The organism is Eubacterium uniforme, assembly GCF_900167115.1.
In the GTDB taxonomy this organism is placed as follows: Bacteria; Bacillota; Clostridia; order Lachnospirales; family Lachnospiraceae; genus Eubacterium_S; species Eubacterium_S uniforme.
Genome location: NZ_FUXZ01000002.1, coordinates 162,505 through 188,896, shown reverse-complemented (window position 1 = coordinate 188,896; position 26,392 = coordinate 162,505). Strand labels below are relative to the sequence as shown.

Below are 26,392 nucleotides of genomic sequence, written 5' to 3'. Positions count from 1 at the left end.
TTTTCTACTTGTTTTCATATATTAACTTTTTATAGTTACATATTGTTTCAATGTTCTTAAGTTCACATGCAAAACCATCTTTATACTCAATATTTTCATCAAAGTATTTGTCATTATCCTCATCAAGTCCATATATCCTAAAGACAATTTCCCTTGGATATCCATATCCTTTTAATCCGATTTTACATGCTTTTCCGTTATTGAAATTATCATTAACAACTTCACCATTTATCAATGTTTTCATGACATCACCATCATATAAAACATTAAGGTAAATGTTATCTAATGCGTTTTCAACACTTATATTAAAATTATAATTTACTTTAATTTTATATTCAATGGTTTTTACATCTTTTGAATTCAGCAAATGCACATTATCAACAAATTCTTTTTGTTCAATAATATTTACTTCAGCCGATGCTTCATTATCCTTTATTTTTACATCATTTAGTTGTAAATCACTGTTTTCTGGATAAATTTTTATTTCATCATCATTATCAGAATATAAATATATCTTTCCATCATCAACAACAACTGTTCCATTTGCTATTATTACATACTCTCTATCCAAAGTGATTTTATTTGCCTTAAGAGCTTCTTCCTTAGATAGAACTATTCTTTGTGTTTTTTCACCATATTCTATATTTAATTTGGCATCATCTCCATAAAGAATCGCATAATCTTCAAATCCATTCTCATCTTTTAAAACGCATAAAGGAGTTGCAGTTGCATTCTTTATAAGCATATCTCCAACTTTTAAATTAATTGGATAAAAGAAGTAATCTCCATTATTAATATCGAATGAAGGGAAAGTACTTATGCTTTCAAGCATTTTTACATCAATAAAATAATTATCCTTTATCTTTTTAACTAGTTTTAGATCTTCTAATTTTACATCCTTATGATTGCTAAGTTCATATCCTCTAACATAATTATTTACAAATACAAATCCTGATTCACAATTATGTCTTATAGAATATCTAATGCCTTCAAGATTATCTGGTTTGACGTTTACATCTTCGTATTCTTTACCATTTTCATCTATTATTGTATTAATATCAGATTCCATTAAGCAAAGTTTTTCACCAAAATCCTTTATAAACATAAATAATAATTTTAATTCATTATATTTATCCGTAATATTTCCATATGAACCAATTGGCGAATTGAAATCATAATCAAATTCAGGTAAATCACACCAGCTTCCAGTGGCAATAGTTTCATTTAAAGGATAATTAATTCCTTTTGGATTAACACCGCCATGAAACATGTAATATCCTAAAAGATTACAACCATTTGCTAATTTCACAAGTGAAACTGAAGCTATGTCCTTACCACTAACAACAGGTCTTCTTCTATATGTTGGACACAAACCACCGCCTAATTCAGCTGTAAGATATGGAAAATCTGCATATTTATAACTCTCCATGCCTCCAATCTCATGACCTTGTCCTATCATATGATCATCACGTTCTTTTGTTATTACATAATTAGTATTTGGCGGAAGTTTTTCACTACTTCTCTCCCATGGAGCATCACAGTATCCACCCATAACTGGAATGCAATCTGCTACAATTGCACCACCCCAGCCAGTAGCCGTATAGTAAGGCACATCAAATCCTATTTTTTTAATTATTTCCAGCAAATGCTTCATATGTTTTTCATCAGATTCTTTATCCACACCGCCTACATGACCAAGTTCATTTTCTACCTGAATACCAATTATCGGTCCATTGTCCTTATTAAATAAACCTTTTACTTCTTCATATATTCTTGATAAGTATTTTTTAACTTCACTAATATATGTTTCATCTTCTGATCTAATTGATGGACATTTATTAATAAGCCAGTCTGGGAATCCACCATTTCTAAGTTCTGAATGAACAAATGGACCTAATCGTAACCATACTTTAAGACCAACTTCATCAGCTATTTTTATAAACTCTCTTATATTTAAATCGCCCGAGAAGTCATATTCATTTTCTAGCTGTTCATGAAAAATCCAAAATACATATGTTGATACAATATCTATTCCGCAATTTTTCATTTTTAGTAATTCTTCTCGCCATTTATAATTACTAACCCTTGCATAATGCATCTCACCCATAATCGGGAAATAAGGTTTTTCATTTTTTGTTAAACAAATATTATTATATCCAAATTTTTCTTTCATACTTTTTCTCTTTTTATCCTTATATATTATCTAAACCAAACCATATTTATAAATTATAAATTCTTACTCCTTAAAAGGCGCGATAGGTTTTAAACTAACGCGCCTTTTTGGGGGTTATATTTATATTGGGTTATATTATGAAATATAATATAATCATTATTTATTCTTTTCTACCGGATTAAACAAGAAGTCATCAACTGTTCCCCATGGACCCTTTGTTCCATTAGCTTCAGCATAAACCGTAAAACTAATTGTTGCAGTGCCATCTTTACCAACAACAATATTTTCAATTGTAGGCTGTCTAAATACTGCCCATTCAGTTACCTCTGTTGGTTCTTCATATGTTTTTCCATTACTTTCAACAGTAAGCTTAAAAGCACCATTTGTTGTATCGCCACCCTGAACCTGACAACTTGCCTTATATTTACCAGGTTTAAGACCTGTTATCTTCTGAGTAACTGTAAAATCACATTTTGTCTTTGAATACCAATGAAGTGCATGTGTTCCTGTATAAGCATCTGTAATCTTATCCATGTTAAACAATTCATGCTCAGCATCATCTTTAGCTCTATCTTCAATTGTCCAAACTTTCATGCCTTCTTCAGAATCATCTTCAAAGCTCTGATTTTCAACATAGTTAGGTTCAATCATGTTAACGTCGCATGTTACATCATAATCAGTACCTGAAACAGATGCAACACCTTTAATAACATATTTCTGTGCTCCTGATTCCTGCATTGAATACTTCGCAGATTCAGAAATTTCTTCCCATTTAACTGATATCTCTTCTGTATGTCTGTCATTATAAATTGCTGTTACAGTTTCAGGTAATTTTATTTCATCACCAATTCTAATTGTACACTCTGTATTTGCTACTTCATCAATAGCTACATCACACTTTGTACCTGTGTAACAATAATCAAATGTATATAATGACTCTAAAATATTTCCATTTTCATCAAACATGGCCTGATTATCCCATGCACATCCGCCGTACCACTTTCCGGCATCATCAGGGTCATATTCTGCAGAATAGCTACTAGCCCATCCGCTACCATATTTTTCCCATTTTTCACTTCTAGGAGCATCTCCTTCTGGAACTGGAATCCATCCACCTTCCCAGTAGCATACGCCAATACCTGCATCACCTACATTTACAACAGCCTGAACAACATCATTTATAACTTCAACCTGTCCCTGTAATGTATATGAATAATTCTTAACAACATTAGCACCTGCGCCAATTGTATTTCCATGGCCATCTAAATCATCAGGTGTATATGCCCAAGATGTTTCCATAACCATAACTTTTTTATTATATGTTTCAGCTGCAAATTTTAATATTTCAGTTAAGTTTTCAAGACTTCCATGCCAGTATGGATAATAGCTTGTACCAAATACATCATAATCAACTTCGAAATTCTGTAAAATCTGAAGATAATTCTTATATCTTTCCTGACTTGATGGATCTGCGAAATGAACTGCAATAATAATATTCTTATCAACTTCTCTAATAGCCTTAGCAGCGCTATTCATTAAAGTTGTAATATTAATCCAGTTGATTTCTCCGCATAACCAAGCATTTGTTTCATTACCAAGCTGAACCATGCCAACATCAACACCGGCAGTCTTTAATTTATTAAGACTTTCCTTTGTATATTCATAAATAGCTTTTTCTTTTTCTTCAATTCCCATATTTGCCCAAGCTTTTGGAGCACTCTGTTTGTTTGGATCAGCCCAAAAGTCAGAGTAATGAAAATCAACTAAAGTCTTAATTCCATTTTCAGTTGCTCTTTTACCAATTTCCACACATTTATCAATGTCGTTGTTTCCGCCACCATATCCGTTACCATTTGCATCATAAGGATCGTTCCAAACTCTAACACGTACATAATTATAACCACTATCTTTTAATATTTTTAAAAGATCAGCTTCATTACCATCCTTATCATGATATTTTACACCACTCTGTTCTTCAGCAATAAGAGATGAAATATCCATACCTTTGATAAAGCCTTCTGATAAACCTTCAACCTTATTAACTAATACAGAAGATTCAACAGCGTCTCCCTTGTGCTTATCACTAAGTTCTGGATTAACAATATCAGCAAATATACCTGTTTCTTTAGGCTTTTCTGATTTGCCACCCTTACCAATGCTACATGAAGTTAATGATGCAACCATGGCAGTACATAAAATTGTAGAAATTACTTTTTGTAAACTTCTCTTTTTCATAATTACTCTCTTTCCTTTTCAAATTATTTTCTCTTTTTTTAAAACATAATGAAAAATCATATTTCTCTTTTCTAATTTGAATACTACCATATAAGATTTTGATTTTCAATTTCTTGACGTTTATACATTCTTTTTTTGTACAAGTTTTTATGAATTGGTACTTAACTTGTACAATATTTATATTAACGATTATTAACTATTTTATTTAAAAACACACAAAAAAAGAGAACACTTTCGTGTCCTCTTTTTTATATGAATTTATTAAGCTTCGCTTCTTTTTCTTGTGAAGATAATAACACCTGCAGCGAGGATGATCATACCACCCATAGCAGCTGGTCCCATGTCACCAGTCTGAGCAACATTTCCACCATTACCATCTTCTGAAGTTACAGGATCACTTGGTTCATCAACTGGATCTGAACCTGTATCTTCTGTTTCTTCAACTTCTTCTTCTGTTTCAGGTTCTGCATCTTCTTCGAAGCTTGCATCATCACCTACATATGTATCCCATTCATCCTGTGCGATTTCAAAATCACCTTTGTTTAATACTTCATCACCACTTGGACCAACAAGTGAAACATTATCAATGTATCCCCAAGCATTTGGATTACTCATATCGCAAGTACATCCAACATCATAAACACCTTCCTTAAGGTCAGCTGTAAATTTGATGCTTGACCAAGTTGATGGATTGTCATTCCAACCTGTTGTTGCTGTACCAGCACCTTTGTTCTTACCAATGAATGGAACAACTGTGATACCGTCACCAGAACCACCCATGATATTCATTGTTAATGTATATTTTCCAGCTTCAGTGATTTTAACTTTCTGAGAAATTCCCATCTTTTCACTTGTGCCTTCTTTTGACCAAACATTATATACATAATTGTTTGCATCATTTTCAAACCACTTAAGTTCGTTGAAGAATTTTTCATCTTCTGTCTTAGGTCCTGCGTAAGACCACTTACTACCTTCGTTAGCAAATGCTGATAAATTCATTGTTAAAGCAAGTGCAACAGTTGTTGCTACTGCAAAAATCTTCTTTGCTCTCATATCGTCTCTCCTTACATATATATCCTATTTCTTACATATTCCTAGTAAGAGTTATGTTAATTTTAACACTTGTACATAACAATTGTCAAGTTGTACACACTTGGTTTAAATATGAAACAATCCGTAAGTGTGTTATTTATTTATTCATTTATTTGATAATCTTCACAGGACATTTAGTCTTACAAAGGCCACAGCCAGTACATACTTCCTGATCAATATGTGCCACATTATCTTCTACTGTAATTGCTCCAACTGGACAATTTCTAGCACATAAACCACAACCAATACATCCAACCTGACAAACTGCCTTAACATCTTTACCTTTATCCTTAGAACTACATGAAACCTTAGCAACTGCTTCATATGGTACTAATTCAACAAGACTCTTTGGACAAACATCTACACATTTGCCACATGCTACACAGTTTTCCTTATTAACTACTGCAACTCCATTAACAATATGAATTGCGTCGAATTCACAAACCTTCACACAAGAACCATAGCCAAGGCATCCATAATTACAAGCTTTATCTCCACCGCCTGTAACATAATTTGCCTGTCTACAATCCATGTTTCCTGTATATTTATATTTCTTTTTAGCAACATCACAATTTCCGCTACATTTAACAAATGCAACATTTCTAACAGCCTCAGCTGCTTCACCTGTGATAGCTGAAATTTTCTCCGCAACAGGTGCACCACCTACTGGACAAGCATTTGCTTTAGCTTCGCCATTAGCAATGGCAGCTGCAAGTGCATCACAACCAGCATAACCACAACCACCACAGTTGTTTCCAGGAAGTTCTTCCCTAATTGCAATTTCTTTTTCATCAACTTTAACTTCAAACTTTATTGCTGCAAGTCCAAGTAAAATACCTATAAGAAGACCTAATCCAGCAATAAGAGCTGTAGCTAAAAATACTGCACTCATATCCATACCAAAGTCCTCCTATAATAAACCTGAAAATCCAGTAAATGCTATTGCCATAAGACCTGCGCTAACAAGTACGATTGGCATCCCCTTAAATGAAGGTGCGATATCATTGTATTCGATTTTTTCACGAATACCAGCCATAATTACAATTGCAATTGTAAAACCAGCTGCAGCACCAAATCCATTAACTGTACTTTCAATTAAGTTATATCCATTCTGTACGTTTTTAATTGCAACACCTAATACAGCACAGTTTGTTGTAATAAGTGGAAGATATACACCAAGTGCCTGATAAAGAGCCGGCATCATCTTCTTAAGTACCATTTCTACAAACTGAACTAAAGCTGCAATAACTAAAATAAATACGATTGTTTCTAAGTATTCAAGTCCAAACTTAGCTAATATAAAAATATAAATAGCTGATGTAATGAATGATGATAATGTAATAACGAATATTACGGCAGCACCCATACCAAGTGCTGTATCAACTTTCTTTGAAACACCAAGGAAAGGACAAATACCAAGGAACTGGCTTAAAATAACATTATTTACAAGAGCTGCTCCAAGAGCAATTAAAATAATACTACCCATTACTTATCCTCCTTCTTTGTTTCATCAGATTCAGATTTAGCTTCGTCAGCATTTGCTGGAGTTTCAGCTTTAACTTCTTCTTTTACTTCAGCCTTAACTGTTTCTTTCTTTTCAACCTTTGCTTCTACCTTGCTATCACATGAAGCTGCACAAGCCATACAGTTACCATCACATTCAGCAACCTTCTTACCACTTTCAATCTTGATCTTGTTCTGAATAGCAACAAGACAAGCAAGTACGAAGAATGCTCCAGGTGCCATTACAAAAATTGTAATTGGTTCATAATGTGAAAATACTTTTCCAACTACACCTTTAACCACTGTATCTTTACCAAGGAGCTGGTAACCTGCAACTGCACCACTACCAAGGATTTCTCTAAATGTCCCAAGGAATGATAAACCAACTGTAAATCCAAGTCCCATACCAAGACCATCAAATGCTGATGGGATAACTGGATTTTTAGATGCATAACTTTCAGCTCTACCTAAAATAATACAGTTAACTACAATAAGCGAAATATAAATACCTAACGCATCATTAAGTGATGGTAGATATGCTTCTAACATAAACTGTAAGATTGTAACAAGACTTGCTACAATAACGATAAATGCTGGAACTCTTACTCCGTTAGGAATAATCTTTCTAAGCATTGATATTATAATATTTGACATTACAAGTACAGCAGTTGTACTAAGTCCCATACCAACACCGTTAATAAGTGATGTTGTTACAGCAAGTGTTGGACACATACCAAGCATTAATACAAATGTTGGATTTTCCTTAACTATACCATTGTAAAGTCTTTCTAAACATTTACTCATTTGCCTTACCTCCTGCTAAATATTTAAAGCAGTAAAGTCCTGCATTAACACCATTAGTCATTGTGCTTGTTGTAATTGTAGCACCGCTAATAGCATCTATTTCATTATCCTTAGTAGCACCAGTTTTTGAGTAAGTAATGCTTTCAACCTGCTTACCCTTAAACTGCTTTTTAAAGCCATCTGTATTAGCCTGCATACCAAGTCCGGCTGTTTCATTAATAGAAAGAATTGAAATTCCGCCAAGCTTTCCATCATTATCAACACCCATTGTAAATTTAATATCACCGCCGTAACCTTCTTTAGATACAACTGTGAATACATATCCTAATAATTTACCACTATTGTCCTTAGCTTCTACAACAGTTTCAATTTCTGCCTGTGAAGTTTTAACACCTTCATCTGCGATAAACTTATTCATCTTCTTAGTATTTACTTTCTTTTCATCAAACTTTGATGCATCAGCAAATACTTCCTTATAAGCTCTATCTGTAGCAAGTTTTTCCTGTTTTGCTCTAGGAGCCTTAGTAATATCATAAACACTACCAAGTGAGAATCCGGCTACAAGAGTAATAACAAATAATATTAAAGAATTCTTAATCATGTCTTTCATTATTTCTTACCCTCCCATCCGAATGCTGTAGGCTGTGTAACCTTTTCAATAAGAGGTACTAAAATGTTTGAAATAATAATTGCATAAGATACACCTTCTGCACCAGCACCATACTTACGTAAGATTGCTGTAAGGAAACCTAAAATTATACCAAACACAATTCTACCATTCTTTGTAATTGGTGATGTAACATAGTCTGTTGCCATAAAGAAAGCACCAAGCATAAGACCACCACCACAGATCTGTTTAGCTAAATACATGTAATCAAATCCATTACCATTAAATATCAAAATAAATACAGCAAATGATCCGATATAGAATAAAGGAATTCTAATATCAATTAACTTTCTAGCTGCAAGATATAATCCGCCAATCAAAAGACATAATGCACTTGTTTCACCAATAGTACCTGCAGTGCTTCCAAGGAACATCTTATAAAGATCAAAATCTCCACCTTTTTTAATAATTGCAAGAGGAGTTGCTCCTGATACACCATCATATGTAAAATCAGTCATATATTTAGCAAATGAAACAAGTAAGAAACATCTTGCACCAAGTGCTGGATTCATAAAGTTCTGTCCTAATCCACCAAATACCTGTTTTACAACTAAGATGGCAAAAATACCACCCATTGCTGCCATCCAATATGGAATAGTTGATGGAAGGTTTAAGGCAAGAAGCAAACCTGTAAGGAATGCACTACAATCTCCAATTGTAATTTTCTTCTTCATGCCTTTTTCATATAAAAATTCTGTTAATACACAACTAGCTACTGTAACAACTATTATAATTGCTGCTCTATATCCAAAATTATAAACACCGAAAAATGTTGCTGGTAAAAGGGCAATAATTACAGTAAGCATAATCTCTGTTGTTGTAATTCTATCTCTATCATGAGGATTTGATGAAACATTATAGTTTTCCATTACTTACCTCCTTTTCTTCTATCAGCCAATATGTCTTTTCTCATTGACTTAATAGCTTGAGTTAGATTTCTTTTAGCAGGACATACATAAGAACAGCATCCACATTCACAGCATTCCATACCATGATATTTTTCAAATGCTTCCTTATTACCATGATTAGCAAATTCAGCAAGTCTTGATGGAACAACTCTACCAGGACAAACCTGAACACATCTACCACAGTTAATACAAGCTGTTTGTAATTTCTCTGCTTCTTTAACTTTATCAACACTATTACAAAGAATTGCTGAAGATGTTTTAACAATAGGTACATTTAAATCAAACATAGCAGTTCCCATCATAGGACCACCAGATATGATTTTTTCACATTCCTTTGTAAGACCACCTGCAGCTTCAATCAAATCACCCTGATTGCTTCCAAGTGGAACTTCAAAGTTCTGAGGTGTTTTAATAGCATCACCTGTAACTGTTACAATTCTACTTGTAAGAGGTTTTTGATTAGCTACCGCTTCATATACAGCTGTAACTGTATCTATGTTATTTACAATACATCCAACATCTGAAGGTAACATTGTAGAATTAATTGATCTACCAGTTGTAGCGTAAATAAGTGCACGCTCACCACCCTGTGGATACTTAGTAAATAATTTCTTAACGCAGATATTTGGTTCATCCTTGATAAGTTCACTTATCTTTGCAATTGCATCTTTCTTATTATCTTCTATTGCAATAATACCTTTTGCATTATCAAATAATAAAAGCATGATTTTTAAACCTTCAACAATCTTCTGTGGTGTTTCCATAAGTCTTCTATAGTCAGAAGTAAGATATGGTTCACACTCTGCACCATTGACGATTACATACTCAATTGCATCTGGATCTTTAGGTGATAATTTAACATGAGTAGGGAAACCTGCTCCACCCATACCAACGATACCGCATTCTTTAATCATTTCAATAATGTTTTTCTTTGTGAAATTCTCTAAAAGACTTCCGCCTTCTGGAATTTCAGGAACAAATTCTTCATTTTTCTCATCACTTTCAATTACAATCGACATCACCTTAGTTCCCTGTAATGTTAATCTAGGTTCAATCTTTGTAACTGTACCCGATACTGATGCATGAATATTTGCTGAAACAAAACTTGATGCTTCTGCTATTTTCTGTCCTTTAAGAACTCTTTCTCCAACCTCTACTATTGGAGTTGCTGGAGCACCAATGTGTTGTGAAAGTGGAAATACAAGCTCGCCTTTAGGAGAAAAAGGTTTAATAGGTAAATCCTTAGATAACTCTTTTCCTTCGAAAGGGTGTATACCGCCTTTGAATGTTAAAATAGACATTTACATTACCTCTCAATATTTTTTCCAAAATTAAACAACATTACTATTTTAATACATTGTCTAATATTTAGCAATCGTTATTTAATAAATAACCATTTTGAACTATACGTTTTATTTATCACTTCTTGATATATCAAATCAATAACTTTCTTTATATTTTAATATTCCTTTGATATAATTACTTTGTTAATTATATATATTTTACGAGTGTTTATACTATTTTATTATTTTGGGAGGAGTTATGCTTATTTATGACCAAATCATAGAATCTATTAATATTAATACTACTATTTACAATGGTTTTAATTATAATGAAACCTTCTTTTTGGATATAGAAACTACCGGACTTTCTCCCAAAAATAGTCTTATTTATTTAATTGGAATTTTATATTTCAATAAAGAATGGCATTTAAAACAATGGTTTCTTGATAATGCTGGTGATGAAGAAAACATGCTTAAAGACTTTACTAGTTTTTTAACTAAAAGCAATTTAAAAAATGTAATTCATTTTAATGGAACTACTTTTGATTGTAAATTTATAGATGATCATTGTGAAATTTATGGAATTGATTTTTCATTTGCTAATATTAATCAGATTGATTTATATAAGACCTTTAGTAAGTACAAAAAAGCATTATCATTAGATTCGCTTAAACAAAAAGCTCTTGAATATGCTTATGGAATTAATAGGAAAGATAAATTAAATGCTAAGGAATTAATCAGCAAATACAAAGAATACCTGCTAAATAAAAAAACTGAAAATGAAGAACAACTACTTCTTCATAATTTTGAAGATATTATTAATCTTCCAACACTAACTTCAATTTGTTCACTAGATGATTTGTATAATAATAAGTATTTAATTACTAATTTGGAATTTGTTGAAACCTCCGATAGTGCTTTTGTAACATTAAACATGGAAAATTTATTACCCATATTCTTTAATGGTAATTATTACTTTCATATTAAACCTATTTCATGTGAACAATTTTCTGATAATAAGACTAAAACAGATAATTATGAATATAAACTATTATTTGGAAAGATTAAAAAATGTACTTTAAAATTCTTCTATAAAGATTATAAAAACTATTATTATCTTCCTAACGAAGATATGGCCATTCATAAGTCAATGGCGACATTTATAGATAAAGATAAAAAAATAAAAGCCACAAAAGATAATTGCTATACTAAAGTAACTGATACATTTATTTCTTTACCAGACAAACCTTTTTTACAAAAGAAATATACAACGGATGATGATTCAATTTTCGAAGAAATCAAAATATTTAAAGACGATAATAATAGTTCCTACATTCGTCTATCCGAATTAAATAAGAAAGACTTTTTAATATCATTTATAAATTATATTTTTAAATAATACTTTTTGTTCGTTTATAATATCATATTAATTGAAATACTTTAATATAGATAAGATACATAATTACTAAAAAGATTAGAGCTAGAAATATTTCCAGCTCTAATCTTTTTAATTTATTTAGTTAACATTTCAATTAATTCCTTGAAGTGCATACCATTTGATGCTTTAACCAAAACTGTATCATCTTCTTCAAGAATATTAAATAATACTTCCTTTATTTGTTCAAGTGTTTCAAAATAATATACATCAGATTTACCATCTTCATTAACTGATCTTGCAGTCAAACACATATTTTTCGAAAGATCACCAACGCAAACAATAACATCTATATTTTTAGAAATTGCATATTTTCCAATTTCTTTATGAAGTTCTATTTCATCTTTACCTAATTCAAACATATCTCCAAGAATTGCTACTTTTCTTGTTTTGGCAGTAGAAAGAACATCTAAAGAAGCTTTCATAGACATCGGATTAGCATTATAACAATCATCAATTACAACATATTTATCTGTTTTAATAATATTATTTCTTCCTGATACAGCTTTAAGACTTTCAATACCATTCTTAATTTCATCATCATTTAATCCGAAATAATCACCGATTAATGAAGCCGCAAGTGCATTACCTACCATATGTTTACCAGGAATAGGAATTGTTGCTTCAATTGTTCTTCCAAGAATATTAAATAATACCTTAGTTCCTAATAATCCTAAATCTGTTACATCAATTGGATATGCACTAAACTCATCGTTATTACCAAATAATAGCGGAACAATCCCCTTATAATCTTCAATAGTAATTAACTTATCATCATCACCATTCAATACTATAAGACCTTTTTCATTCATGTAATCAAATATTTCTGTTTTTGCTTTTAACACGCCATCTCTATCTCCAAGATTTTCAAGATGACAAGTTCCAATATTAGTAATTACACAAACATCAGGTTTAGCTACTTTTGCAATTCTATGCATTTCTTCAAATTCACTAATACCCATTTCAAGAACAGCTATTTCGTCTTCTTCTGTAAGTCTAAATATAGTAAGTGGTAATCCGATTTCATTATTAAAATTACCATCAGTTTTTAAAACCTTATATTTCTGCTCAAGTACTGATGCAATAATTTCCTTTGTACTTGTCTTACCAACACTACCTGTTATACCAACAACCTTAATTGAAAGATTGCTTCTATAATATTCAGCAATGTCTTTAATAGCCTGTGCTGTTGATTCAACTAGAATATAAGGATAATTATCATAAGGGAATTTCTCTTCAAGATTTACTTCACTTAATGTAATTAATGCACCCTTATTAAACACATCAGGAATAAAATCATGACCATCAACTCTTTCACCAACAAATGGAATATATAAATAATCAGCACTTATTTTTCTACTGTCTATCGCAACTCCTGATACTTCCTTATCTTCACTTAAATCAAAATTATAAAGTTTTCCATTACAAGCTTTTGCTATATTAGCAACTGTTAAATTTTTCATATTCTTCCTATCTTTAAAGCAAATCAATAAACAACATTTCTAAATATATTAATAAACATCTATTTAAAATAACAAATACTTATTAAGCATTTAACGAGATTTCAATCAACTTCTCACAAAGTGTTGGAAAATCAATTCCAACAGCTGCAGCTTCCTGTGGAATAAGACTTGTTGCTGTCATACCTGGAAGTGTATTAGCTTCTAAGCAATAATGCTTACCATCTTCTGTAAGAATAAAGTCAATTCTACAATAAGCTCTAAGTCTTAATACTTTTGAAACCTTTAATGCCCACTCTTGCATAATCTTTGTATTCTCTTTATCAAGTTCAGCTGGACAAACTTCTAAAGTTCTTCCTTCTAAATATTTATTTTCATAGTCATAAAAACCTTCTTTAGGAATGATTTCAATAATTGGAAGTGCTTCATCTCCCATAATACCAACCGAAAATTCTCTTCCTTTAATGAATTCTTCTACAACAACCTCATTTTCATATTTAAATGCTTCTTCTAATGCATTCTTATATTCATCAGCATTATTTGCTATTGATACACCTACACTTGATCCACCACAAGTTGGCTTAACAACACATGGATATGTAAATTCATCAGTTTCTAATTCATATTTTGCATACGCCTTATTAACTGTGTATCCATTAGGTGTTGGAATATCGTTATACTTAAGCATATTCTTAGTAAGGCCCTTATCCATAGCAAGTGCACTTCCTAAATATCCTGAACCTGTATATTTAATTCCTAATAAATCAAAACTAGCCTGAACCTTACCATTCTCACCATTCTCACCATGTAATGCTAAAAATGCAATATCAGCCTGCTTACAAATTTCAATTAAATTATCGCCAAAAAATGCTTTTCTATTTTTCTTAGTTTCCTCAACTAAATTATCATTCTCTCTTATCTTTTTAACTTCTTCATCACAGTCATAACTCTCTTTGCTTCCTTCATCAAAAAGATTAACATTCTTATTTCCAAAGAACACATCTATTAAAACTGCATTATGTCCCTTTGTTCTTAATGCCTTGCAAACCATGCAACCTGTTCTTATCGATATTTCTCTCTCTGTACTTATGCCCCCGCAAAGAACTGCTATCTTCATAAAACTATCCTCACTATGTTAATATTTATCAGCCTTTTTACACAATATGTTGTGTAATTTCTGATTTAATCATACATTATATATCTTATCATTATAAGCATTTTTGTCAAGTATATAAAAAAGGTCATGGACAATTCGTCCATGACCTTAATGTTTAATTATTTAACTCTAAATGAGCGTGTTTTTGCTTTGATTAAGAGTTTCTTATATTTATTCTTTTTTGATTTTGGTAACTTAAATGTAATCTTCTTACCTGTAGCAAATGCTTTCTTTCCAATCTTCTTAAGCTTTTTACTCTTAATTACAACATTTTTAAGTTTCTTATCCTTAGCAAATACATTGCTACCAATCTTCTTTAAGCCAGATCCAAGTGTTACTTTCTTTAACTTCTTCATATTAGCAAATGCCTTATTGCCAATCTTAGTAACATATCTACTTACATAAACTGATGTAACCTTCTTGTTACCCTTAAATGCATTTGCTCCAATTGATGTTACTCTATAGTTAATACCATCAATTGTACCCTTTGCAGCAATTTTAATCTGAGTTAAGGATTTTCTTCTTAGACCAATAACCTGAAGTTCACCAACGATTGAACCATCAAAACTACCAGCCTTTGTTACTCTATAAAAATACTTTCTATCTTTAACTTTCTTACCAACCGCTGGAGCTGTACCAAACTTGAATACAGCAGTAATTGTAGCCTTATCACCTTTCTTATAAACAAATGTTGCAGTCTGAGAGTCTTTTGAACTACCCTTTGCTAAACTTACTTTTCCACTAATCTGCCATTCAACAAATTTAGCATTTAATTGTGGAACAGCTGTAATTGAAAGATTATTATTATCCTTTGATACTAAGTCAATTCTACCTGCCTTAGCTGGAGTAACAGCAAGTGTTAATCCTTCATAGAATGTAACCTTATTTAAATCAGGACTAGGTGTCTTAGCGCTTTCGTCAAGAGCTGGAACTAATGTATCACCTTTCTTAGCTTCTGATAAATGAGCTTCAACAACTGCGCCCTTTTTAATCTTAAAACTTTCTGAAATATTCTTTGACATGGCTGGTGTTGTACCATCAGCCTTCCAGTTATCAAACTTATATCCATAAACTGGAGAGATTAAAAGTGTTATTTCCCCGTTTTGCATACTCTTAAAGATTAACGCACCTTTTCCTTTTGGAGAAACTCTAAATTTCATACCCAAAAGTGTATTATCATATTCTGGTAAATCAGGATAATTTGGATCTTTAGGTCCAATAATAACTGCACCATCATCTGTAGATGGATAATTATCTAAATCATGTGAATATCCATCATTTTTACCGATATTCTTATCAACATCCTTATTACCTTTAGCTTCACCAGTATTAACAGCAGTAGATACTGAAGCCTCTCTTTCGTTATTACCTACGTTACCGCCAACACCTTCGTTACCATCAACTTTACCTGAATTTACAACATTTGTAACTTTTCCTTTATTATCACCTACGTTGCCACCTACATTATCATGTCCGGTAACATCACCAGTATTTAAAAGTGTATCAGCAACACCTGTTTTATCATTCTGACCAATATTACCACCAACATTATCATTGCCAGTAACCTTGCCATTATTATTACCTAAGTTCTTAGCTTCACCTTCATTTAAACCAATATTACCGCCAACATTGTCTTTGCCAACAACATCACCTTCATTTGACAAGCCATCACATTTACCATTTTTTCTGTTGTAACCTACATTTCCACCTACAACATCAGCACCAGTAATGTTGCCTGAATTATCAGCATTTGTTAATGTACCTGAATTTACACCAGTGATACCACCTACATATGATTTAGCATCTACACTTCCTGTATTAACAACATCTTTAACCTCAACTTCCCTAGAGATTTCACCAATAATTCCACCAGCAACTTGTTCTGTAGCTTTGATTTTTCCTGAATTTTTACTATCAAGAATTTTAGAATCACCAAATAATTCACCTGCAATACCACCAACACAGATATTTCCATTTACATTTCCAGTATTTGCACAACCTTTAATAGTTACATCTGTGCCAAATCCAACTATTCCACCCGTAAAAGCAGAATTTGGTTTTAAAGCATCAACAGCTCCGTTATTTAAACAATTAATAATGTCAACCTTACTAGCGGCTCCGACAATACCTCCTACTTTCATACCAGCAAATCCTTCACCACTACCTGACATTTCTCCATGTTTATACTCAGTAACGAAGATTTTTTTTGCATTAGATAGTTTATTCTGAAGAATTGCACTACCGTCAATCTTTGAATATTTATCAACTGTACAATTTTCAATCTTTCCTCGTTTTCCTTCATCTCTAATACTTAACGCTCCTATAATTCCGCCTGTCTGAGTTGAAGCTGAAACCTTTGTATTTTCAACTTTAATGTTTTTCAATTCAATTGTTTTTGAAGTATCATTACCTGTATAATATGCACCACATAAAGCACCTGATGTACCAATGCCTTCAAGAGCAGAATCCTTTATAGTAATATTACTTGCTTTGAAATTACCAACAACACTACCAGCTAAAGATGCAGCATTCCAATCAGTCTGAACCTGGTCATGAATATTAGTATCAGATGAATTTGATGTTCTTGTCTTTAAATCAAGATTTGCAAATGTAATATTAGAAGCTTCTAAACTTGCGTATACATCACCAAATAACCCAACACCTGTTGACTGGTCCGTACCAGATAATGAATAGTAATATATATCCCTTTCAAATTTTTCTTGATTTTTATTAGATAATTTTGATATAGTGTGTCCATTTCCATTAACTACAACTTTCATATCCATAGTCTTAATTTCACTATATTGTGTTTTGGCATTTTTATGTCCAACTTTTATACCAATCCAATCTAAGTCATTACCTACAATGTCATTTTTAATGTCAATTGTGAATGTACAATTTTTAAGATTACTCGCATTCTTTGTAACAAAACTATCTAGTTCCTTTTGCACATTCTTAAGGTCTGCGTAACTTTTTACTTCAACCTTACCATTAATTTCAGCAGCATTTACATCTATTGGATTATAATTATAGCTTGTAAATACCATAGCTGCACTAAGAATCATACTCAGTGGCTTTTTTAAACTTTTCCTCATACTTTACCTCCATTAAATTAATTATATCCCTGTCACGCTTAATCGTTTAAGTTGAATATAACAATTTTTTTGATTTTTTGCAATACAGCACGATAAACCTGACACAAAATATTTATTATAAACAAATTGTTTCAATACAGGTTTTGATTTGTTTTTCAACCTTCTGCATAAATGCCTGTTTTTCAAATTCATTTTCAAATAATCGACCATTATTCACTTTTGAAATGTTTTTCATATATTCTTCGCTTAATTCTACAGCCATCAACAAAATATCAGAATTTTCAATTATATCCCCTAATTTAAAATACATTTCGCCACTTTGTCTTGTACCAAACATATCTCCCTGACCTCTAAGTTTAAGATCTTTATTTGCAATTACAAATCCATCATTAGACCCGTTTAATATATCTAGTCTTTCTTTCGCAGTTTTGCTATCCGATGTATTCATAAAAATGCAATACGACTGATACTTTCCTCTTCCAACTCTTCCTCTTAACTGATGAAGTGATGCAAGACCAAATCTTTCAGCATTCTCAATCATCATAACAGAAGCATTTGGTACATTCACACCTACTTCAACAACCGTTGTAGAAACTAAAATATTTATTTCACCCTCAACAAATGCTTTCATGATTTCATCTTTTTGTTTTGGTTTCATCTTTCCATGAAGAATGTCAATGTTAACACTTGGCGGATAAATCTCTTTTAGTTTTTTAGCGTAATCCTTAACGTTTTCAAGTTCTAATCCTTCAGATTCTTCAACCATAGGACAGATAATGTACGCCTGTCGTCCTTCTTTTATCTGATTATTTATAAATTTATAAGCATTAGGTCTGTAACTAGTATCAACAACACAATTCTTAATTGGAATTCTATTACTAGGCATTTCATCAATGTTCGAAACACTTAGCTCTCCATAAAGAATAATAGCAAGTGTTCTCGGAATTGGTGTTGCACTCATAACTAAAACATGAGGTTTACCACCTTTATTACCAAGCGCCTCTCTTTGCTTAACACCAAATCTATGTTGTTCATCTGTAATAACCAAAGCAAGATTCTTATATTCTACCTTTTCCTGGAACAAAGCATGCGTCCCAATAAGAATATCTATTTCACCATTCTTTAATCTTTCATATATTTTTTTCTTTTGTGCTTGTGTTATAGAACCTGTTAATAGTTCAAGTTTAATATCAAGCCCTATTTTATTAATAAGTTCTGAAAATCCTTCATAATGCTGTGTTGCTAAAACTTCAGTTGGAGCCATTAAAGCACCTTGATAACCTTTCATAACAACAGACATTAATGCAAGTTCTGCTATAACAGTTTTACCGCAACCGACATCTCCCTGAACAAGCCTATTCATAACTTTTCCAGATGATAAATCTCGTTTAATATCTTCCCATGCTTTTAACTGAGCATTTGTTAAAGTAAATTCTAGATTAGAAATCACATTATCAACTTCTTTAAATTCGTCAATAACCATATCTGAATCTATGTCTTCATTTAATGATTTAAGCCTTCTTGTAGCCATAATAAAGATAAAGAATTCATCAAATATAAGTCTTTTATATCCTTTAGACAAATCATCATCATTTGCTGGAAAATGAATTAACTTAAGCGCAGTATTTAAATCTACCAAATCATATTTATTTCTAATAGATTCTGGCATATATTCCAAATCAAGTTTTTCCACAGCAAATGCTTCCTCAACAGCCTTTCTAACTGTTTTTAAATCAAGTCCCTTTGTAAGTGCATATACAGGCTGTTTAACATTTATTAATTTTTTGTATTCATATATTTCAAATATTGCAGGATGCTCAATCTTTTTAAGTGCACCATCGTTGGATACTTTTCCTTTAAAAACATATGTCTCACCAGGTTTTAATGTACTTCTTAAAAATGCACAATTAAACCAAACTAGTTTTATAGGATTATCCATCTCATCAACTGCAACAGTTGAAACTATAACTAAACTTCTTATTTTCTTTATATCTAATACTTTTTTTATCTTTAATATAACACTGGCATTCTCTCCAACATTAATATCCTTAACTCTTTTTGGAGCCTTAAATTCCTCATATGCTCTTGGATAATAAGTTAATAAATCTTTAGTATCATATATTCCTAATTTATTAAATAACGCTCCCTTTTTAGGGCCGATTCCTTTAATATCTAAAATATCCATAATATTCCTCCAACAATAAAGGATATTATAACATACTAATAGAATGATGTAAAAAAAGAAGGCTTTCGCCTTCTTTTTTTACATCATACCAGGCATGCCACCTGCTGGCATTGCTGGAGCATCTTCTTTAATATCTGCAACAACAGATTCTGTTGTAAGTAATGTACTTGCAACTGATGTTGCATTCTGAAGAGCAGATCTTGTAACCTTAACTGGATCAAGGATACCAGCCTCTACCATATTAACGAATTTATCATGTAAAGCATCATAACCGATACCAACTTCTGATTCTTTTACTTTATTAACAATAACTGATCCTTCTAAACCAGCATTCTCTGCGATTGTATAAAGTGGAGCTTCAAGTGCTTTAAGTAAAATCTTTGCACCTGTCTTTTCATCGCCTTCAAGTTCATCAACAAGTTTAGCAACTTCCTTAGTTGCATGAATATAAGCTGAACCACCACCTGCGATAATACCTTCTTCTACAGCAGCTCTTGTAGCATTTAAAGCATCTTCCATACGAAGCTTGTTTTCCTTCATTTCTGTTTCTGTAGCAGCACCAACTCTGATTACTGCAACACCGCCTGCAAGTTTAGCAAGTCTTTCCTGAAGTTTTTCTTTATCAAATTCTGATGTTGTTTCTTCAAGCTGCATCTTAATCTGACTTGTTCTAGCTTCAATATCTGACTTATCACCTTCACCATCAACGATGATTGTGTTCTCTTTCATAACCTTAACTGATTTAGCTCTACCAAGGTCATCAATTGTTGTTTCAGCAAGATTTAAACCAACCTCTTCTGAAATAACCTTACCACCTGTAAGAATAGCAATATCCTTAAGCATTTCTTTTCTTCTATCACCATAACCTGGAGCCTTAACAGCTACAACTGAGAATGTACCACGAAGTTTATTAACAATAAGTGTTGTTAATGCCTCACCTTCAACATCTTCAGCGATAATTAATAATTTCTGACCAGCCTGAACGATTTGCTCAAGAATTGGAAGAATCTCCTGAATATTTGAAATCTTCTTATCTGTAATTAAGATATATGGATTATCAAGTTCTGCAACCATCTTATCCATGTCTGTTGCCATATATGCTGAAATATAACCTCTGTCAAACTGCATACCTTCAACTAAATCAAGTTCAGTCTGCATTGTCTTAGATTCTTCAATTGTAATAACACCGTCATTGCTAACTTTTTCCATAGCATCTGCAACCATGTTACCAACTTCTTCATCACCAGCTGAAATAGCAGCAACCTTAGCGATCTGCTCTTTACCATTAATTGCTGAGCTCATGTTTGTAATGGCTTCTACGGCCTTTTCTGAAGCTTTCTTCATACCTTTTCTTAAGATAATTGGATTAGCGCCAGCTGCAAGGTTCTTCATACCTTCATTAATAATAGCCTGTGCAAGAACTGTTGCTGTTGTAGTACCATCACCTGCAACATCATTTGTCTTAGTTGCAACTTCCTTAACTAATTTAGCACCCATGTCAGCAAATCTATCTTCAAGTTCAATATCTTTTGCAATAGTAACACCATCATTTGTAATAAGTGGCGCACCATATGATTTATCTAAAACTACGTTTCTTCCTTTAGGTCCAAGTGTAACTTTTACTGTATCAGCAAGTGCATTAACGCCTTCTTCTAATGCTGCTCTTGCGTCCTCTCCATATAAAATTTCTTTAGCCATTTCTATCCTCCTTAACCTTCAACAACAGCAAGTATGTCTGAAATTCTAACTACAATGTATTCATCATCTTCAAGTTTAACTTCATTACCTGCATATTTTGAATAAATAACAATGTCTCCAACATTTACATTCATTTCTATAGTTTTTCCATCAACTGTTGTTCCAGGACCAACTGCAACAACTTCTGCCTGATCTGGCTTTTCTTTTGATTGGCCTGGAAGTACAATTCCTGACTTTGTAACTTCCTCAGCTTCAACCTTCTTTAAAACAACTCTGTCTCCTAATGGTCTAAGTTTCATATCGAATTCCTCCTTATATACATTTGTTAGCACTCTCTACTTCTGAGTGCTAGTCTCATCATTTGATATAATAGCACAATATATTTTACTTTGCAATAACATTCTAAAAATATTTATAATTATGCTATTTTCCTAGTCCTTTATCCCTTCCATAAAAGAATAAATACTGCTGGGCATATCCACCTAATTCACCATATAATTTTTCGGCATACTCTTGTATTTCTTCCTTACTTACTTCATTCTTAAAGTAAATATCTTCCATTATCCTTTTAATCCAAACATCAATTGGAAATGCATTCCTATATGATAAAGAGAACAAATTTACACAATTAGCAACCTTATCACCAACACCTTTTATTTCCTTAAGCTTTTCTCTTGCTTCATTGACATTTAACTGACCAAATATATCTCTCTTAATAATATTATCAATTTCTGCTCTTTCTTTATTTACAATATTTAATTCATCAACATATGAATTTAGTTTAACTGAAGCATCATAAAGATAAGGTGCCCTAAAACCTGTTTTTAACTCTTTATAATCATTAATCTCAATTTTAGAAAGAGTTTTTATATCAGGAAATGAATAAAAATCAGAACCATTTGCTGAGCCAAGATAAGCACCATATTTCTTTGAAATATCTGCAACTATTTTCTTAATATGTGGAATCTGTTTATTTTGCGAAATAATGAATGACATTAACGTCTCACTAAATTCCTGATTTAAAATTCGAACTTCACCTTTTTCATGTATTGCTGCTTTTAGTTTATTATCCCTTTTTAGCAATTCTTTCTTTATTTTTGCATAATCTCTATTTAAATCAAGATAATTAACTAACTGACTTACATCTCCTGGCCTAAAAGTTTGAACAATTAACTTATCTTCTTTCTGCTTTCCAACATATAAATTATCATACGCAACAAATGCATACTCATCTTCATCGATTTTTTCAAAATGAAAACACTGACCGCATTCAAGAGTTTGCCCTAAATCAAAGTCAGATAGATTTTCAAATGTTATATATTCATTATTAATTATTATATTCATAATTAGCCTTTCCTATCTATATTTATTCAAATACTATTATTCTAACATATATTTAATGTTTAAATAAAAAAACTTCATAAAACTTTAAGTAAAGTCTTTTATTTTTATCTGTTTCGTTATAAAATATTTAATATAATATCCACTAATGTTGTGGGGAACGGAGAGAACGAATATGGCAAAAAAACTAAAAAAACTAATTATTGGAGCAACACTAGTTTCGGCTGCAGCTGCAGCTACTTATTCTGTTTTAAAGAAAAAAGAGAAGGATGATTTAAAACAATACGTAGACGATTTTGATGACGACGATGATCTTTTCGAGGGTGAAAAAACTAAGAGAAAGTATTTTAATCTTGATAATATTGATAAAGAAAAAATCAAATCAGTTGCCAATGATGCAAAAGATAAAGCTACTAAGGCTGCTAGCGTTGCAAAAGAAAAAGCAACTAAATTTGTTGAAGATGGAAAACTTGATGAAGTAAAAGAGAATGTTAAAGAATTTGCTTCACAGGCTTCATCAAAAGCTAAAGATTTATTTGAAAAAGCTTCTGAAAAAATGAAAGATAAATCAAATGCTGACTCAGAAGAAAATCAAGTATATGATCCTGAGGATATAGACTTAGCTGAGTTTGATATTATCGATTCAGAAGTTACTGATGTTAAGGATAATGTAACTGAAACAGTTTCAGATGTTATTGATGATTTAAATGATAATATATCTGAAGCTTCTACTACTGTTTCTGAAGAAGTTAATACAGTTACTTCAGATATTAATGATGTTACTTCTGAAATTAAAGAAGACGTTACTGAAACATTTAACGACACAACTGAAAGCGTTAATGAATCCTTCAATGAAGTATCTGATAATATTAATACTGCTTCAGATACTTTTAAAGAAAGTAATGCAAACTTCAGTGAAACAGTAACAGATAATTCCGTTAAAGAATCTGATGATGAATTCTTTTCCGATGAATTAGATGATCCACTTAACAATTAATATTATATATAAATTAAATAATTCTAACATGCCATCATTTTAACTGGTGGCATGTTTTTTATTGAAAAATAAAAGGTGTAGAATAATCTACACCTTTTATCTCTATAGAAAACTAATTATTTAATTTTTATTTTTCTAACAATCTTTTTACCATAGATATCTTTAATAATAATCTTATTAAACTTACGTTTCTTTAAGAATTTTTTATATTTCTTAAGTTTAAATGAAATCTTTTTAGCATTCTTCTTAAACTTAATCTTTTTCTTATTTATAGTAATAGACTTAATAGCATACTTAGATTTAATCTTGATTTTCTTAGATAATTTATATTTCTTTTTATTCTTAAGATTAATCTTGATTTTACCTTTTTTAAGTATTCTTTTTTTATCTTTAACAACAGTCTTTGATTCATTATCAGTATTACCATTATTATTCGTATTACTATTTGTATTATTATTTGTATTATTATTTGTATTATTATTTGTATTGTTACCTGCTGTATTATTATTGTTAGAAGTTGTTTCAGTCTGTTCAGTTACAGGCTTTGTTTCAGTCTGTTTTTCAGTTGGTGTCTCTGAAGACTGTTCTTCACTTGGTGTCTCTGAAGACTGTTCTTCACTTGGTATTTCTGAAGACTGTTCTTCACTTGGTATTTCTGAAGACTGTTCTTCACTTGGTATTTCTGAAGACTGTTCTTCACTTGGTGTTTCTGAAGACTGTTCTTCACTTGAAGTTTCCTGTAATTGCTGAAATCTACCATATTCCGATTCTGATTTATATGTTGTAACAACACTACTTCTAAATTCATTAGATAATGTAGTATCATCAACTGTTGTTTGATTAACATCATTTCTATTAATCATTTCAGCCACAGCACCTGAAAGTGCTAATACATATCCTGCATTATAATCTAATGCTACTTCACTATACTGATATTTGCTGGCATCATTAATAAAATTTCCATCTTGGTCTGGTCCTCCAACAAGACCTCCAACTAAAACATGTGCTTGTTTTGTTGTACCATTTGCTGAAACATCATTATATCCACTAGCAGCTCTATGATGAGGATATAATGTATACTTTGTATGACCGCATACATAACTTCTGTTATCATTTCCAAGTATAATATCTAACTGGCCTAATGCCCAATTTATATTATTATTGTTTTTTGTCATCAATGCCATCGCATCCATATTACAGTTATATCTAGTACTACCCCAATTTAATAAACTATAATATCCATTTACAACTTTAGATCCATTTTTCATATTATTAAAACAATTATCCAAAGGATCACCATTTGGATTTGAATATAAACCAGCCTTGTTTCCATATTTTAATGCAATTCCACTCACATCATCCCATGATAACCATGACCATTCATTACATTCTCCGCTATATTTTCTAAATTCATCAGCGTAGACACTCTTTCCTGTTGCTTTATAAAGCATTACAGCAGCCATGCAATAATCATCAGCATATCTACCTGATGAATAAAATGCTTCACCATTCTCTATAGGACCATCTGTTGCAACTTTTTTAGTATTATTTTTTGCGTAATCAAAAAGTTTTTCAGCATAGAATAAAGCCTTATCATCATTACGATTAATAGAATAAATTGCTAATGATGCAGCAGTTTCTGAAACAATATCTGTAGCTGGATTCGTCGAGGAAGTAAAATAAATTTGATCCACTCTATTTCCCTGTTTTGAATCTTGTTCTTCAGGCTTTCCCCAGTATGAGTGATCTTTCTGTCCCTTACCTACTTGATAACAAAAAGCTTCAACATTACCATCACTACCAAGAACTGTACATCTTTCAAAATAATCTACGAATCTACTCATAATCATATTATAATGTTTTGTTAATCCATATTTTTCATATGCATTACCAAATTCAAGATATGAAAGTCCAAGTATTGTTGCTGAATAAGCTTGAGGTAAACCAAATTTAACATGGTCACCAGCATCATGATATCCACCACTTAAGTCTATGGTCTTTCCATTGTATTTTACATAGATTTCACCTGTATGACAATTATCTCTCCATACAAAAGCACTCTTATCTTTTACATCATTGCCACACATATTAGCATCGAAGAAATATAAAGATTCCTGTAATGCTTTTACATAATTATTATTAGGTGTATCACCTTTTACTTCTTTTCTATTACGATTTGTAGATATCAAAGAAGCGATGAGTGCAACCGATATTCCAGTTGCTAAAATTTTCTTTTTCATTTCTTTTTTCATTATTTTTACTCCGTCTAAAATATTTTTGTTTTATATAAAACAGTCCAAGATAAAATGTATCATTTTCATTAAAATAAATCAAATATATAAATGTTAATAATTTTTGAA

19 protein-coding genes are annotated in these 26,392 nt (G+C 31.6%); 2 read left to right on the top strand and 17 right to left on the bottom strand.

Annotated elements, in window-relative coordinates:
- Nucleotides 1–4 precede the first annotated feature (4 nt).
- The 9 genes from B5D16_RS00755 to rsxC all read right to left on the bottom strand — a co-directional run bounded on the left by B5D16_RS00755 (nucleotide 5) and on the right by rsxC (nucleotide 10,683).
- Complete coding sequence (locus tag B5D16_RS00755; protein ID WP_078765040.1) at nucleotides 5–2,173, bottom strand: beta-galactosidase; 2,169 nt, start codon at nucleotides 2,171–2,173, stop codon at nucleotides 5–7.
- 156 nt (nucleotides 2,174–2,329) lie between these two features.
- On the bottom strand, nucleotides 2,330–4,408 hold the full coding sequence (locus B5D16_RS00750; RefSeq protein WP_078765039.1) for a glycosyl hydrolase 53 family protein: 2,079 nt from the start codon (nucleotides 4,406–4,408) through the stop codon (nucleotides 2,330–2,332).
- A gap of 261 nt (nucleotides 4,409–4,669) precedes the next feature.
- Nucleotides 4,670–5,461: a hypothetical protein gene (locus tag B5D16_RS00745; RefSeq protein ID WP_078765038.1), complete on the bottom strand. Its 792-nt coding sequence runs from the start codon at nucleotides 5,459–5,461 to the stop codon at nucleotides 4,670–4,672.
- A gap of 148 nt (nucleotides 5,462–5,609) precedes the next feature.
- Complete coding sequence (locus B5D16_RS00740; RefSeq protein WP_078765037.1) at nucleotides 5,610–6,398, bottom strand: RnfABCDGE type electron transport complex subunit B; 789 nt, start codon at nucleotides 6,396–6,398, stop codon at nucleotides 5,610–5,612.
- A gap of 12 nt (nucleotides 6,399–6,410) precedes the next feature.
- The gene (locus B5D16_RS00735; protein WP_078765036.1) at nucleotides 6,411–6,986 is read right to left on the bottom strand and encodes an electron transport complex protein RnfA; all 576 of its coding nucleotides are present in this window, start codon (nucleotides 6,984–6,986) and stop codon (nucleotides 6,411–6,413) included.
- Entirely contained in the window at nucleotides 6,986–7,807 is an 822-nt protein-coding gene (gene rsxE / locus B5D16_RS00730) for an electron transport complex subunit RsxE (protein ID WP_078765035.1), read from the bottom strand. Before rsxE ends, B5D16_RS00735 begins: the two co-directional genes overlap by 1 nt.
- Entirely contained in the window at nucleotides 7,800–8,417 is a 618-nt protein-coding gene (locus tag B5D16_RS00725; RefSeq protein ID WP_078765034.1) for an RnfABCDGE type electron transport complex subunit G, read from the bottom strand. Before B5D16_RS00725 ends, rsxE begins: the two co-directional genes overlap by 8 nt.
- Nucleotides 8,417–9,343: an RnfABCDGE type electron transport complex subunit D gene (locus B5D16_RS00720; protein ID WP_078765033.1), complete on the bottom strand. Its 927-nt coding sequence runs from the start codon at nucleotides 9,341–9,343 to the stop codon at nucleotides 8,417–8,419. Before B5D16_RS00720 ends, B5D16_RS00725 begins: the two co-directional genes overlap by 1 nt.
- On the bottom strand, nucleotides 9,343–10,683 hold the full coding sequence (rsxC, locus tag B5D16_RS00715; protein WP_078765032.1) for an electron transport complex subunit RsxC: 1,341 nt from the start codon (nucleotides 10,681–10,683) through the stop codon (nucleotides 9,343–9,345). The genes B5D16_RS00720 and rsxC overlap by 1 nt, the downstream gene beginning before the upstream one ends.
- Before the next feature lie 241 nt (nucleotides 10,684–10,924).
- Here rsxC and B5D16_RS00710 point away from each other — a divergent pair, with 241 nt between their 5' ends.
- On the top strand, nucleotides 10,925–12,064 hold the full coding sequence (locus B5D16_RS00710; protein ID WP_078765031.1) for a ribonuclease H-like domain-containing protein: 1,140 nt from the start codon (nucleotides 10,925–10,927) through the stop codon (nucleotides 12,062–12,064).
- A gap of 113 nt (nucleotides 12,065–12,177) precedes the next feature.
- On the opposite strand, the gene B5D16_RS00705 is transcribed toward B5D16_RS00710, so the two are convergent.
- The 7 genes from B5D16_RS00705 to B5D16_RS00675 form a co-directional block, all read right to left on the bottom strand.
- Complete coding sequence (locus B5D16_RS00705) at nucleotides 12,178–13,563, bottom strand: UDP-N-acetylmuramoyl-tripeptide--D-alanyl-D-alanine ligase (protein ID WP_078765030.1); 1,386 nt, start codon at nucleotides 13,561–13,563, stop codon at nucleotides 12,178–12,180.
- Nucleotides 13,564–13,645: 82 nt separating this feature from the next.
- Entirely contained in the window at nucleotides 13,646–14,677 is a 1,032-nt protein-coding gene (locus tag B5D16_RS00700) for a D-alanine--D-alanine ligase family protein (RefSeq protein ID WP_078765029.1), read from the bottom strand.
- 158 nt (nucleotides 14,678–14,835) lie between these two features.
- Nucleotides 14,836–17,811, bottom strand: coding sequence for a leucine-rich repeat domain-containing protein (locus tag B5D16_RS00695; RefSeq protein ID WP_078765028.1), 2,976 nt, complete (start codon nucleotides 17,809–17,811; stop codon nucleotides 14,836–14,838).
- A 115-nt stretch (nucleotides 17,812–17,926) separates the two neighbouring features.
- Nucleotides 17,927–19,996: an ATP-dependent DNA helicase RecG gene (gene recG / locus B5D16_RS00690; RefSeq protein ID WP_078765027.1), complete on the bottom strand. Its 2,070-nt coding sequence runs from the start codon at nucleotides 19,994–19,996 to the stop codon at nucleotides 17,927–17,929.
- A 78-nt stretch (nucleotides 19,997–20,074) separates the two neighbouring features.
- Nucleotides 20,075–21,694 (bottom strand): chaperonin GroEL, encoded by a 1,620-nt coding sequence (groL, locus tag B5D16_RS00685; protein ID WP_078765026.1) that lies wholly within the window; start codon nucleotides 21,692–21,694, stop codon nucleotides 20,075–20,077.
- An 11-nt stretch (nucleotides 21,695–21,705) separates the two neighbouring features.
- A complete protein-coding gene (locus tag B5D16_RS00680; RefSeq protein WP_078765025.1) occupies nucleotides 21,706–21,993 on the bottom strand; it encodes a co-chaperone GroES in 288 nt (95 codons plus the stop codon).
- A 124-nt stretch (nucleotides 21,994–22,117) separates the two neighbouring features.
- Complete coding sequence (locus B5D16_RS00675; RefSeq protein WP_078765024.1) at nucleotides 22,118–23,038, bottom strand: DNA-3-methyladenine glycosylase family protein; 921 nt, start codon at nucleotides 23,036–23,038, stop codon at nucleotides 22,118–22,120.
- Between the two features lie 172 nt (nucleotides 23,039–23,210).
- Between B5D16_RS00675 and B5D16_RS00670 the strand changes: the two genes are divergently transcribed.
- Entirely contained in the window at nucleotides 23,211–24,032 is an 822-nt protein-coding gene (locus B5D16_RS00670) for a YtxH domain-containing protein (RefSeq protein WP_078765023.1), read from the top strand.
- 116 nt (nucleotides 24,033–24,148) lie between these two features.
- Here B5D16_RS00670 and B5D16_RS00665 read toward each other — a convergent pair whose 3' ends face one another.
- Complete coding sequence (locus B5D16_RS00665) at nucleotides 24,149–26,272, bottom strand: glycoside hydrolase family 9 protein (RefSeq protein ID WP_207651106.1); 2,124 nt, start codon at nucleotides 26,270–26,272, stop codon at nucleotides 24,149–24,151.
- Nucleotides 26,273–26,392: the final 120 nt, after the last annotated feature.

What these genes read in the sequence shown, in the direction of transcription:
- B5D16_RS00755 (WP_078765040.1), bottom strand. Translation starts at nt 2,173, where the DNA reads ATGAAAGAAAAATTTGGATATAATAATATTTGTTTAACAAAAAATGAA.
- B5D16_RS00750 (WP_078765039.1), bottom strand. Translation starts at nt 4,408, where the DNA reads ATGAAAAAGAGAAGTTTACAAAAAGTAATTTCTACAATTTTATGTACT.
- B5D16_RS00745 (WP_078765038.1), bottom strand. Translation starts at nt 5,461, where the DNA reads ATGAGAGCAAAGAAGATTTTTGCAGTAGCAACAACTGTTGCACTTGCT.
- B5D16_RS00740 (WP_078765037.1), bottom strand. Translation starts at nt 6,398, where the DNA reads ATGGATATGAGTGCAGTATTTTTAGCTACAGCTCTTATTGCTGGATTA.
- B5D16_RS00735 (WP_078765036.1), bottom strand. Translation starts at nt 6,986, where the DNA reads ATGGGTAGTATTATTTTAATTGCTCTTGGAGCAGCTCTTGTAAATAAT.
- rsxE (WP_078765035.1), bottom strand. Translation starts at nt 7,807, where the DNA reads ATGAGTAAATGTTTAGAAAGACTTTACAATGGTATAGTTAAGGAAAAT.
- B5D16_RS00725 (WP_078765034.1), bottom strand. Translation starts at nt 8,417, where the DNA reads ATGAAAGACATGATTAAGAATTCTTTAATATTATTTGTTATTACTCTT.
- B5D16_RS00720 (WP_078765033.1), bottom strand. Translation starts at nt 9,343, where the DNA reads ATGGAAAACTATAATGTTTCATCAAATCCTCATGATAGAGATAGAATT.
- rsxC (WP_078765032.1), bottom strand. Translation starts at nt 10,683, where the DNA reads ATGTCTATTTTAACATTCAAAGGCGGTATACACCCTTTCGAAGGAAAA.
- B5D16_RS00710 (WP_078765031.1), top strand. Translation starts at nt 10,925, where the DNA reads ATGCTTATTTATGACCAAATCATAGAATCTATTAATATTAATACTACT.
- B5D16_RS00705 (WP_078765030.1), bottom strand. Translation starts at nt 13,563, where the DNA reads ATGAAAAATTTAACAGTTGCTAATATAGCAAAAGCTTGTAATGGAAAA.
- B5D16_RS00700 (WP_078765029.1), bottom strand. Translation starts at nt 14,677, where the DNA reads ATGAAGATAGCAGTTCTTTGCGGGGGCATAAGTACAGAGAGAGAAATA.
- B5D16_RS00695 (WP_078765028.1), bottom strand. Translation starts at nt 17,811, where the DNA reads ATGAGGAAAAGTTTAAAAAAGCCACTGAGTATGATTCTTAGTGCAGCT.
- recG (WP_078765027.1), bottom strand. Translation starts at nt 19,996, where the DNA reads ATGGATATTTTAGATATTAAAGGAATCGGCCCTAAAAAGGGAGCGTTA.
- groL (WP_078765026.1), bottom strand. Translation starts at nt 21,694, where the DNA reads ATGGCTAAAGAAATTTTATATGGAGAGGACGCAAGAGCAGCATTAGAA.
- B5D16_RS00680 (WP_078765025.1), bottom strand. Translation starts at nt 21,993, where the DNA reads ATGAAACTTAGACCATTAGGAGACAGAGTTGTTTTAAAGAAGGTTGAA.
- B5D16_RS00675 (WP_078765024.1), bottom strand. Translation starts at nt 23,038, where the DNA reads ATGAATATAATAATTAATAATGAATATATAACATTTGAAAATCTATCT.
- B5D16_RS00670 (WP_078765023.1), top strand. Translation starts at nt 23,211, where the DNA reads ATGGCAAAAAAACTAAAAAAACTAATTATTGGAGCAACACTAGTTTCG.
- B5D16_RS00665 (WP_207651106.1), bottom strand. Translation starts at nt 26,272, where the DNA reads ATGAAAAAGAAAATTTTAGCAACTGGAATATCGGTTGCACTCATCGCT.